The organism is Pseudomonas paralactis (assembly GCF_001439735.1).
In the GTDB taxonomy this organism is placed as follows: domain Bacteria; phylum Pseudomonadota; class Gammaproteobacteria; order Pseudomonadales; family Pseudomonadaceae; genus Aquipseudomonas; species Aquipseudomonas paralactis.
Map to the genome: position 1 here is coordinate 436,342 of NZ_JYLN01000004.1, position 11,774 is coordinate 448,115.

General features: G+C 61.4%; 9 protein-coding genes. 6 read left to right on the forward strand and 3 right to left on the reverse strand.

The annotated features are described in order from the left end of the window. The first annotated feature begins 75 nt into the window (after positions 1-75). From TX23_RS13480 to TX23_RS13500, 5 genes are all read left to right on the forward strand, one after another. Entirely contained in the window at positions 76-684 is a 609-nt protein-coding gene (locus TX23_RS13480; RefSeq protein WP_057702571.1) for a YqiA/YcfP family alpha/beta fold hydrolase, read from the forward strand. Between the two features lie 46 nt (positions 685-730). Next, a complete protein-coding gene (gene parE, locus TX23_RS13485; protein ID WP_057702572.1) occupies positions 731-2,635 on the forward strand; it encodes a DNA topoisomerase IV subunit B in 1,905 nt (634 codons plus the stop codon). Continuing rightward, on the forward strand, positions 2,635-3,630 hold the full coding sequence (locus tag TX23_RS13490) for an esterase-like activity of phytase family protein (protein WP_057702573.1): 996 nt from the start codon (positions 2,635-2,637) through the stop codon (positions 3,628-3,630). Before parE ends, TX23_RS13490 begins: the two co-directional genes overlap by 1 nt. Before the next feature lie 73 nt (positions 3,631-3,703). Then, positions 3,704-5,968, forward strand: coding sequence for a DNA topoisomerase IV subunit A (parC, locus tag TX23_RS13495; protein ID WP_032878231.1), 2,265 nt, complete (start codon positions 3,704-3,706; stop codon positions 5,966-5,968). Between the two features lie 172 nt (positions 5,969-6,140). Beyond that, on the forward strand, positions 6,141-6,854 hold the full coding sequence (locus TX23_RS13500) for a PqiC family protein (RefSeq protein WP_057702574.1): 714 nt from the start codon (positions 6,141-6,143) through the stop codon (positions 6,852-6,854). A gap of 173 nt (positions 6,855-7,027) precedes the next feature. Here TX23_RS13500 and TX23_RS13510 read toward each other — a convergent pair whose 3' ends face one another. Next, positions 7,028-8,563 carry a HAMP domain-containing protein gene (locus TX23_RS13510; RefSeq protein ID WP_057702576.1) on the reverse strand — a complete coding sequence of 512 codons (1,536 nt, stop codon included), beginning with the start codon at positions 8,561-8,563 and terminating at the stop codon, positions 7,028-7,030. Positions 8,564-8,696: 133 nt separating this feature from the next. Between TX23_RS13510 and serB the strand changes: the two genes are divergently transcribed. Beyond that, a complete protein-coding gene (gene serB / locus TX23_RS13515) occupies positions 8,697-9,911 on the forward strand; it encodes a phosphoserine phosphatase SerB (RefSeq protein ID WP_057702577.1) in 1,215 nt (404 codons plus the stop codon). A 130-nt stretch (positions 9,912-10,041) separates the two neighbouring features. Here the strand turns inward: serB and asd are convergent, their stop codons facing one another. After that, a complete protein-coding gene (gene asd, locus TX23_RS13520; RefSeq protein ID WP_057702578.1) occupies positions 10,042-10,902 on the reverse strand; it encodes an archaetidylserine decarboxylase in 861 nt (286 codons plus the stop codon). 15 nt (positions 10,903-10,917) lie between these two features. Continuing rightward, positions 10,918-11,733 (reverse strand): rhodanese-like domain-containing protein, encoded by an 816-nt coding sequence (locus TX23_RS13525; protein WP_057702579.1) that lies wholly within the window; start codon positions 11,731-11,733, stop codon positions 10,918-10,920. Positions 11,734-11,774: the final 41 nt, after the last annotated feature.

The following is an 11,774-nucleotide window of genomic DNA, read 5'->3' on the forward strand; positions in this document are numbered from 1 at the left end:
GAGAGAGTGTGTACTCACACACAGCCTCGATCCCTGTAAACTGCGCCTTTTTGGCCCACGCACGGAGAGCCCGGCATGTCCGCTTCGATCCTGTATATCCACGGCTTCAACAGTGCGCCGGCCTCCAACAAGGCCAGCCAGTTGATCACCGTAATGGGCAAGCTTGGCCTGTCCGACCGGCTGCGTGTTCCGGCGCTGCACCACCACCCGCGTCAGGCGATTCTGCAATTGGAGCAGGCCATTGACCAACTGGGGCGGCCGCTGCTGGTCGGCAGCTCACTCGGCGGCTACTATGCAACCCATCTTGCCGAACGCTATGGCCTGAAGGCGCTGCTGGTCAATCCGGCGGTCAGCCCGCACCGGATGTTCGATGGTTACCTGGGCACCCAGAAGAACCTCTACACCGATGAGACTTGGGAGTTGACCCACGATCACGTCGCGGCGCTGGCCGAGCTGGAGGTCCCCGCGCCCCAGGATCCCGGGCGTTATCAGGTGTGGTTGCAGACCGGAGATGAAACCCTGGATTATCGCCTGGCCCAAGCGTATTACCGGGCCTGTGCCTTACGCATCCAGGCAGGGGGCGACCATGGTTACCAAGGGTTCGCCGAGCAGTTGCCGGCCTTGTTGAGTTTTGCCGGCATTGGCGCAGATCAGTATCAATCCTTCGATTTTTCGTCACTGTAAAAAATCGCAGGTCACTTTTTAATCGAACGACTCACGACGAGACCCCATGGCCACTCCCAGCGCTAGCTCTTATAACGCCGACGCCATCGAAGTCCTCTCGGGCCTCGACCCGGTGCGCAAACGCCCCGGCATGTACACCGACACCAGTCGGCCGAACCACCTTGCCCAGGAAGTCATCGACAACAGCGTCGACGAAGCCTTGGCCGGGCACGCCAAGTCGGTACAAGTCATCCTCCATGCCGACCACTCCCTTGAAGTGTCCGACGATGGTCGCGGCATGCCGGTGGACATTCACCCGGAAGAAGGCGTATCGGGCGTCGAGCTGATCCTCACCAAACTGCACGCCGGCGGCAAGTTCTCCAACAAGAACTACCAGTTCTCCGGCGGCTTGCACGGCGTAGGTATTTCGGTGGTCAACGCCCTGTCGACGCAAGTGCGGGTCAAGGTCAAGCGCGACGGCAACGAGTACCAGATGACCTTCGCCGATGGCTATAAAGCCACCGACCTGGAAGTGGTGGGCACCGTTGGCAAGCGCAACACCGGCACCAGCGTGTACTTCGCCCCGGACCCGAAATATTTCGATTCGCCGAAATTCTCCATCAGCCGCCTCAAGCATGTGCTCAAGGCCAAGGCCGTATTGTGCCCGGGCCTGCTGGTCAGCTTTGAAGACAAAGGCACCGGCGAGAAGGTCGAGTGGCACTACGAAGACGGCCTGCGCTCCTACCTGGAAGACTCGGTCAGCGACTTCGAACGCCTGCCCAACGAGCCGTTCTGCGGCAGCCTGGCTGGTAACAAGGAAGCCGTCGACTGGGCGTTGCTGTGGTTGCCCGAAGGTGGCGACAGCGTGCAGGAAAGCTACGTCAACCTGATCCCCACCGCCCAGGGCGGCACCCACGTCAACGGTTTGCGCCAAGGCTTGCTGGATGCCATGCGCGAGTTCTGCGAATACCGCAGCCTGCTGCCGCGCGGCGTGAAACTGGCGCCGGAAGACGTGTGGGAGCGCATCGCGTTCGTGCTGTCGATGAAGATGCAGGAGCCGCAATTCTCCGGTCAGACCAAAGAACGCCTGTCGTCCCGTGAAGCTGCGGCATTTGTCTCCGGTGTGGTCAAGGACGCCTTCAGCCTGTGGCTCAACGAGCACCCGGAACTGGGCCTGGCCCTGGCGGAGCTGGCGATCAACAACGCCGGTCGGCGCCTGAAGGCCAGCAAAAAAGTCGAGCGCAAGCGCATCACCCAGGGCCCGGCATTGCCCGGCAAACTGGCCGACTGCGCCGGGCAAGACCCGATGCGCTCCGAGCTGTTCCTGGTGGAGGGTGACTCTGCCGGCGGTTCCGCCAAGCAAGCGCGGGACAAAGAGTTCCAGGCGATCCTGCCGTTGCGCGGCAAGATCCTCAACACCTGGGAAGTGGACGGCAGCGAAGTGCTTGCCAGCCAGGAAGTGCACAATATCGCTGTTGCAATCGGTGTCGACCCGGGCGCTGAGGACATGAGCCAGCTGCGCTACGGCAAGATCTGCATCCTCGCCGACGCCGACTCCGACGGCCTGCACATCGCCACGTTGTTGTGCGCCTTGTTCGTCCAGCATTTCCGCCCATTGGTGGATGCCGGTCACGTTTACGTCGCCATGCCGCCGCTGTACCGCATCGACCTGGGCAAGGAGATTTTCTACGCCCTGGACGAAGCCGAGCGCGATGGCATCCTCGATCGCCTGGTGGCCGAGAAAAAACGCGGCAAGCCGCAGGTCACGCGATTCAAGGGCCTGGGTGAAATGAACCCGCCGCAACTGCGCGAAACCACCATGGACCCCAACACTCGGCGTCTGGTGCAACTGACCCTGGAAGACTTCGCCGGCACTTCGGAAATGATGGACATGCTGCTGGCGAAGAAGCGTGCCCCGGATCGCAAGGCCTGGCTGGAATCCAAAGGCAACCTGGCCGAGGTTCTGGGCTGATGCGCACAGGCTTCGCCCTGGCGATGCTGATGTTGAGCGCACTGGCAAGTCCCCACGTGGTTGCAGCCGGCATAGCGCAGCTGCAACTGGTGTCCGAGCACCCGGTGGACGGTATGCGCGGCGGTAACCTGTCGGGCCTGGCGTTGTGTGGCGCAGACCTGTGGACGGTTTCCGATCGCGATGATGATCAGATCTACCGCCTGGATACCCGTGCGCCGACCTGGAGCGCGCAAGCGTTGAAGATCGATCTGCCACCGGTGCCCGAGTCTGGTCTGCCTTGGGGGCTGCGTTCGCGTACCAAGGCTGCTTCGTTTATTCGCGGTGGCGACCTGGATTTTGAAGGCATCAGTTGTGATGCCGCAGGCAACCGTTACATCGTCAGTGAAGCCCATGCCGCCGTGTTGCAGGTGCCTGCGACGGGCGCGCCCGAATGGTTGAAAATCGCGCCGGGAATGGTGCGTGAAGCCAGGGCCAGTGGCATGTTGCTGCACTTCAATGCTTTGTTCGAGGGGCTGGCGGTGAACCCTGAAGGCAACCAGATCTGGTTGGCCGCCGAGCGTGAGCGTCGCGGCCTGATCTCGATCAAGCGCGGGCAGAGCGTGTGGGATTGCGATGGCCGTTGCGTGTTGCTGAGCGAGGCCGGGCAGGAAGTGCAGCCGGCGCAGTTTACCGACGCCAAGGCGGTATCCAATGATTTTGCCGACCTGGCGCTGTTCAATGGCAAGCTGTTTACCCTGGAGCGCAATGCGTTCCAGATTTGCCGGCGCGACACGGTCACGGCCAAGGTTGAGCTGTGCTGGTCGTTTGCCGATGAGACCCTTACGCCGCAGCGGCGTTATCCACAGCCTTACGGCCTGGCCGAAGCCCTGCTGCTGGACGCCGACGGCGCATGGATCGGTATAGATAACAATTTCGGCCCTCGCGCCGATGGTGAGAAACGCCCCGTGGTCTATCGTATCGCCGCCCCTGCCGGTGGCTGGAGCGCCCAGCCATGAGTCAGCCGTTTTTTCAATTGACCCGGCGCAGCGGCAGTTCCGCTGCGCGTTACCCAACAATGATGAGGCCCGCATGAGTGACATCCTCGCAGACAGCTTAGATGGCGTAGAACGCCGGTCGCTGGCTGACTTCACCGAAAATGCCTACCTCAACTACTCCATGTACGTGATCATGGACCGTGCCTTGCCGCATATCGGCGACGGCCTGAAGCCCGTGCAACGGCGCATCATCTACGCCATGAGTGAGCTGGGCCTGGACGCTGATTCCAAGCACAAGAAGTCGGCGCGTACCGTCGGTGACGTACTCGGTAAGTTCCACCCCCACGGCGATTCGGCCTGCTATGAAGCCATGGTGTTGATGGCTCAGCCCTTCAGCTATCGCTATACGCTGGTGGACGGCCAGGGCAACTGGGGTGCGCCGGATGATCCCAAGTCCTTCGCCGCCATGCGTTACACCGAAGCGCGGCTGTCGCGTTACTCCGAAGTGCTGCTCAGCGAGTTGGGCCAGGGCACCGCGAACTGGGGGCCGAACTTTGACGGCACCCTCGACGAACCCCTGGTATTACCGGCACGTTTGCCGAATATCCTGCTCAATGGCACCACCGGTATTGCCGTTGGCATGGCCACCGATGTGCCACCGCACAACCTGCGCGAAGTCGCCACCGCCTGCGTGCGCCTGCTGGATGAGCCCAAGGCCACGGTCGAGCAGCTCTGCGAGCATATCCAGGGCCCGGATTACCCGACCGAAGCGGAAATCATCACGCCGCGCGCCGACCTGCTGAAGATGTACGAAACCGGCAAGGGCTCGGTGCGTATGCGCGCCGTGTACCACATCGAAGACGGCGACATTATTGTCACCGCGCTGCCGCACCAGGTGTCCGGTGCCAAGGTGCTGGAGCAGATCGCCGCGTTGATGCAGGCCAAGCCGTCGAAATTGCCGCAGGTTGCCGACCTGCGTGACGAGTCCGACCACGAAAACCCATGCCGCATCGTGATCATCCCGACCAACAGCCGGGTCGATCACGAAGTGTTGATGCAGCATCTGTTCGCCAGTACTGATCTGGAGTCGAGCTACCGGGTCAACGTCAATATCATCGGCCTGGACGGCAAGCCGCAGTTGAAGAACCTGCGCAACCTGCTGGTGGAGTGGCTGGAGTTTCGCGTACAGACCGTGCGGCGCCGCCTGCAATTTCGCCTCGACAAGGTCGAACGCCGCCTGCACCTGTTGGACGGCTTGCTGATTGCCTACCTCAACCTGGATGAAGTGATCCATATCATCCGCACCGCCGAGCACCCGAAAGCCGAGTTGATCGCGCGTTTCGAACTGAGCGAAATCCAGGCTGACTACATCCTCGATACTCGCTTGCGCCAATTGGCACGCCTGGAAGAAATGAAGCTGCGCGACGAGCAGGATGCGTTGCTCAAGGAACAAGCCAAGCTGCAAGCGCTGCTGGGCAGCGAAGCCAAGCTCAAGAAGTTGGTGCGCAGCGAGCTGATCAAAGACGCCGAAACCTATGGCGACGACCGCCGTTCGCCGATCGTCGAGCGTGCAGAAGCCAAGGCTCTGACCGAAACCGAGCTGTTGCCCAACGAGAAAATTACCGTCGTTCTGTCGGAAAAGGGTTGGGTTCGCTCCGCCAAAGGGCATGATATTGACGCCACCGGCCTTTCGTACAAAGCCGGTGATGGCTTCAAGACCGCTGCCGCCGGGCGTTCCAACCAGTTTGCGGTGTTTATCGACTCGACCGGGCGCAGTTATTCGGTGCCAGCCCACACCCTGCCATCTGCACGGGGGCAGGGCGAGCCGTTGACCGGGCGCCTCACGCCGCCGCCGGGGGCGAATTTCGAGTGCGTGTTGCTGCCGGACGATGATTCGCTGTACGTCATCGCCTCCGACGCCGGTTACGGTTTCGTGGTCAAGGGCGAAGACCTGCAGGCCAAGAACAAGGCGGGCAAGGCGCTGTTGAGCCTGCCGAACAACGCCAAGGTGATCCTGCCAAGGCCGGTGGATGACCGTGAAAGCAACTGGCTGGCGTCGGTGACCACCGAAGGTCGCTTGCTGGTGTTCAAAATCAGCGATTTGCCGCAGCTGGGCAAAGGCAAGGGCAACAAGATTATCGGGATTCCCGGTGACCGGGTGGCCAGTCGCGAAGAGTACGTGACCGACATCGCGGTGGTCCCGGAAGGCTCTACCCTGGTGCTTCAGGCCGGCAAGCGTACGTTGTCATTGCGCCCTGACGACCTGGAACACTACAAGGGCGAACGCGGGCGGCGTGGTAATAAACTGCCTCGCGGCTTCCAGCGAGTGGACGCCTTGCTGGTGGAAACGCCGGTTTAAGCTGTACTAGAGGCCTCGATCTACGATTTAACGCGTAGATCGACGCTTTCGCGCTGGAGTCATGGCGCATATTCACGGATGATATGGCCTTTCCAGCGCCGGCGTGGCCGAGCGTGTCAGGTTATTTTTAGTATTACATTGTGGTTCGCCTTGTGGCAGCCACTTGGATGGGATGATGACTGCTCCACGCCTTCCTCTATTTTTGATGCTCGCTGGCCTTTTAGGGCTGGCGGGTTGCAGCACACACCAACCGGTGTCGCTGTACCAGCTGGACAGCGGTAGCCCGGCTCAGCCGGCCCAAACGGCTGGCATGGCGGTATTGCTCGGTCCGGTAGTCGTTGCCGATTACCTGCAACGCGAAACCCTGCTGCAACGTCAGAGCGACGGCAGCCTGCAAGGTTCCACTGATGGTCGTTGGGCGGGCAGTTTGTCGTCCGATATCAATCAACTGATGTTGCGTCAGGTGGCCGGGCAGTTGGACAGCCAGCGTGTGGTCCTGGCGCCCGGGCCATCCGGTTTCACTCCGGATGTGCAGGTGCTGCTGACCATCACACGGCTCGACTCCGGCAAGTCGCAACCGGCGATTCTGGATGCACAGTGGCGCCTGATCGACCGTCGCGGGCAGGTACGGGATAACCGCATCGTGCACCTGCAGGAAGAACATACCGGCACCACCGCTTCCCAGGTTCAGGCCCAGGGAGTGCTGTTGCAGCACTTGGCGCAGCAGTTGTCGGTGGCGCTTAAGCCATTGGCGAACCAGCCGCCGATAGCCGAGGTGCAGCCGCGTAAACAGGCCCCTGCCCAGGCCAAGCCCGCAGCCCCGCAAAAGCCGAAGATGCCGATGGCGACGCCGATTCGTACGGACTTGGAAGTGTTCAGGTTCTGATCTGAATGGCGCACAAACAAAAGGCCCGCTGAATAAGCGGGCCTTTTTGTTGGGCTGTTCTGTAGGAGCGAGCTTGCTTGCGAAAAGCGTCAACGATAACGCGTGCTTTCTGAATAAACGCGGCGTCTGTGAGTTTTTCGCGAGCAAGCTCGCTCCTACAAAAAGCCTTGGTCTCAGGGCTTGCGGGCTTCATGCATCCGCGCCAGTTGGCGCTCCAGCATCGACGGATACGGCTCCATCAACCGTTCCACGCAGCTGGCGCCTTCAGGGCTGGCAATCGGGCGGATACGTGCGCGTTGGCGGATCAGCGGGTCTTCACTGATCTTGCGTTCCACCAGCAGCAGGTTGCGGCTGTGTTGGGACAGGGCCAGGGCATCCTGGGCGATCTCGGTGAGCAGCAGGTCAATCTGGCTCATGCCAAACAGGTCATCACCCACGGTTAAGCCAAGCTGCAATTGCAGGGTGATGCCGCTGTCGGCTACTTCGATCTGCAAGGCATGGCCCAAGGCGCGCAGCAATTCGCCGCAGCAGATTGCATTGGTCAGGTAGTCTTCACCGCTGTCTTCGCTGTGGAACAGCATCAGTGTGCTGCCATCGTTCAGGGTATGCAGTTCGCTCTGATAGAGCGAGGCGGCCTGGTCGAGGCAGTCGCGGTAGCGTTCGAGCAGTTCGGTCAGACGTGCACGGGGCAGGCGGCGCAGTTGCTCCTGGGAGCCCAGTTGCACGGCGAGTACGGCGCTGTGCTGCGGCTCGGTGTTTCTGACCACCGCAACGGGTTTTGGCGCAGTGGCCGGGGTACCGGCGCAGGTATCGCGTAGATCGGCGAAGGGGTCTTCCTCGTCGAGTTCGTCTTCTTCGGCCTTGACCACATGGCGCGGCGCAGGCTTGAGGCCGGCGACCGGAGCACTTTCGTCAAAGCCCGGGTCGCGCAGATTGCGTACTTCAAACTCAGGCTCGTCGCTATAGTCGTCGGTATCGTCGTATTCGGGTTCAGGCTCGACTGGCGGCGCTTTAGGCTCCGGAGCGAAGCTGGCATGCAGCTGGCGCGCGAGGTCGCCGATTTCATCCTGGCGATCGGTAGCCGGGGTGTGTTCGTCGATATCGCGCAGCCAGATGCGCAGTTGCATCAGCGGTGTGGAGATATGCCGCCCCAGGCGCAGGCTCAAGGCCAGAGCCAGGGCCAGCAGGATCGCGCTCAAGATACCCATGCTTTGCAGGCTGATGGTCATCGGCTGCTGGAACTGCTGCATGTCGAGGCTGATACGCAGCTGGCCGGCTTTCACATCCTGAAAGGTGATGTTGCTCTGGTACAGGCCCTCGGCCTCACCCAGCAAGCCGTTCTTCGGGCGCTGCCCGGCTTCGGCCATGATCCGGTTGTCCACGCTATAAATAGCGGCGTGGGCCACCAGCGGGTTCTTGGTCAGGTTGTTAAGCAGCACGTTGAGGCTGAGGATGTCGTTGGACACCAGCAACTCAGTCGCCGAGGTGGCAGTCTGGGTCGTCAGGCTCGCACCCAGGGCGTCGGCTTGCTCATGCATGGCCTGCTTGAACTGCAACCCCATCACGCAGGCGTAGATCACCAGGGCCAGGGCGACCAGGATCACGTTATGGCTGGCGATGCGTAATGCGATCGGTACACGGCGGTGGCGCAGTGCCCGGAAGATCAGCAGGAAGAAGTTATCGGTTTTTACTGGCGTGGGCCGGTTCACTTGCGCTCGGCTCTTGGTCCGTGAAGTTGACGCGCAGTATAGCGACAGGCCCATGACCGGCAAAGCACTGGCTGTGCCCGATGGTCACTGAAAGTGGGTAGAATGCGGTTTTTTTCCAGCCTGGGGGTGCGCTTTGCGCGAAATTGTCCTGATCAACATCACGGGTGAAGACCGACCGGGTCTCACCGCGGCCATTACCGGCGTGCTGGCCCAGGGTGGTGTGAACATCCTCGACATCGGTCAGGCGGTGATCCACGACACCCTGTCGTTCGGCATCCTGGTCGAGATACCCAGTACCGAACAGGCCTCGTCGGTCCTCAAGGACATCCTGTTTACGGCCTATAAGCTGGATCAACAGGTCCGCTTCACTCCGGTGTCCGAAGCCGATTACCAGCACTGGGTGGAAGGCCAGGGCAAAAAACGCCATATCGTGACGTTGCTCACTCGCAAGGTTACGGCTGAACAATTGCAGCGTGTCAGCTCGATCACTGCCCACTACGGGTTGAATATCGACCATATCGACCGTCTGTCGGGTCGTATGCCCTTGGACACCCCGGCTGACAAGGGCAAGGGCTGTATCGAGTTCTCCGTGCGCGGTGAGCCGGCTGACGCGCAAGCGCTGCGTGCCGAATTCCTGAGCGTGGCCCAGGAGTTGAACGTCGATATCGCCTTCCAGGAAGACTCGCTGTTCCGTCGCAACCGTCGTTTGGCGGTGTTCGACATGGACTCGACCCTGATCGAAGCTGAAGTCATCGACGAACTGGCCAAGGCGGCGGGCGTCGGCGAGCAAGTCAGCGAGATTACCGAGCGGGCGATGGCCGGTGAGCTGGATTTTCGTGCCAGCTTCAAGGAACGCCTGGCGTTGCTCAAAGGCCTGGACGTGAGCGTGCTGGACTCTATCGGCGCGTCGCTGCGCCTGACCGAAGGCGCCGAAACCCTGTTCGCCGAGCTCAAACGGCTGGGCTACAAGACCGCCATTCTGTCCGGCGGCTTTACCTACTTTGCCAAGCAGTTGCAGGCCAAGTTGGGCATTGACTACGTATTCGCCAACGAGCTGGAAGTGGTGGATGGCAAAGTGACTGGCGTGGCGGTCGAGCCGATTGTCGATGCACAGCGTAAAGCCGACCTGCTCAAGGAGTTGGCACACAAGGAAGGCTTGCGCCTGGAGCAGACCATTGCGGTCGGCGATGGCGCCAATGACTTGCCGATGCTGGCGATTGCAGGATTGGGTGTGGCGTTTCGCGCCAAGCCGTTGGTCAAGCAGTCGGCCAAACAGGCGATCTCGACCTTGGGGCTGGATGGCGTGTTGTATCTGCTGGGCTTGCGCGACCGCGACGGTCAGCTCTAGGACATCACACAAACCACTGTAGGAGCGAGCTTGCTCGCGAAAGTCGCCAACGATTACCCGGGCACTCTGGATGCCCGCGGTGCTATTGAGTGCTTCGCGAGCAAGCTCGCTCCTACAGGGGTTGTGTAGATCAGGCTTTCGGCAGCGCGATACCCTGGCCCATCTGCACCGGCGTACCCGCTGCCAGTTCCTCAGCCCACTTCACCTGATCCGGCCCGAACAGCACGATGGCGGTCGAACCCAGCTTGAAACGACCCAGCTCCGCACCCTTTTCCAGGTGAATCGGCGCACGGGCAGCTTCGTCGTAACGGAAGGTTTTCAGCTCGCGCTTGGGCGGCGTTACCAGCCCGGCCCACACCGTCTCAATCGACGCGACGATCATCGCACCCACCAACACCACGGCCATCGGGCCGCGCTCGGTGTCGAACAGGCATACAACCCGCTCGTTACGCGCAAACAGCTCCGGTACGTTTTCGGCAGTAGTTTGGTTGACCGAGAAAATCCGCCCCGGCACATAGACCATCTCGCGCAAGGTGCCGGCCAGTGGCATGTGCACCCGGTGGTAGTCCTTGGGCGACAGGTAAATAGTCGCGAAATCGCCGCCCATGAACGGCGCAGCCATTGCCGCATCGCCACCGAGCAGTTCCAGCACGCTGAAGCTGTGGCCCTTGGCCTGGAACACACGGCCATGTTCGATCGGGCCGAGCTGGCTGACTGCGCCATCGGCTGGGCTCAGTACCGCGCCAGGGGTTTGGTCCAGCGGGCGGGCGCCGTCTTTCAAGGCGCGGGTGAAGAACGCGTTGAAGTGCTCATAGGCGCTCAGGTCTTCAACCAGGGCCTGGGACATGTCCACCTGGTAGCGCTTGGCGAACCAGGCGGTAAAGGCGTTCTTGAACCAGCGCACGCGGCACTCTGCAATGCAGCCGGCCAGGCGCGAGAGCAAGTGGTGTGGCAGCAAGTACTGGCTGAGGATAAACAACTGCTTTTTCATAACTGTCCTTAAACCTTAAATCTCAACGGGAGTGTCGGGGTGGTTGCCCCATTCGCCCCAGGAACCGGCATAACCTTTGACTCGTGGATAACCGAGCGCCTTGGCCACCAGGTAGGTGAAGCCAGAGCGGTGGTGAGTCTGGCAGTGGGTAATGATTTCTTTATCGCGGGTCAGCCCGAGGTCTTCGAGGATTTGCGGCATGTCGCGGCGGATGCGCAGGTTGCGCGCCTTGTCCATGCCGGCGGTCCATTCGAAATTCACCGCGCCGGGGATATGGCCCCCTTTGGCGGCGAGCACTTTTTCGCCGGAGTATTCCAGCGGGCCGCGGGCATCCCAGATGCCCAGGTCGGCCGCGCCGAGACGGCTTTGCAGGTATTCACGGGTAGCCGTGGGGCCATCGTGCAACGTTAGGCTGACGGGGCCGCCTGCCGGTGCGGGCACTTCGGTGGAGAGCGGGTACTTTTCCTCCAGCCACGCCAGCAGGCCGCCGTCGAGGTAGTGATACTTCTGGTGACCGATCACGTCGAGCATCCAGATAAAGCGCCCGGCCCAGCCGCCGCCTTCGTCGTCATAGACCACGTAGGTCGCGTCCGGGGTGTGGCCCAGTTCGCCGAAGAGTTTTTCCAGGTCGGCCTTGCTCGGCAGCAAGCCGGGTGCCGGGGGCTGGCCCAGTTGTGTGCGCTTGGGGTCAACAAAATGCGCGCCGGGGATATGCCCTTCGGCGTAGCGGGCGGCACTGGTGAGGTCCACCAGAATCAGGTGCTCGGCATCCAGTTGAGCGAGCAGGTCACTGGATTCGATCACCAGCGGCAAGCCAGAGAAGTCAGGCATGTGAGGTCTCCTGGGCACAAATGTTGGTGATAAAGGCCGGT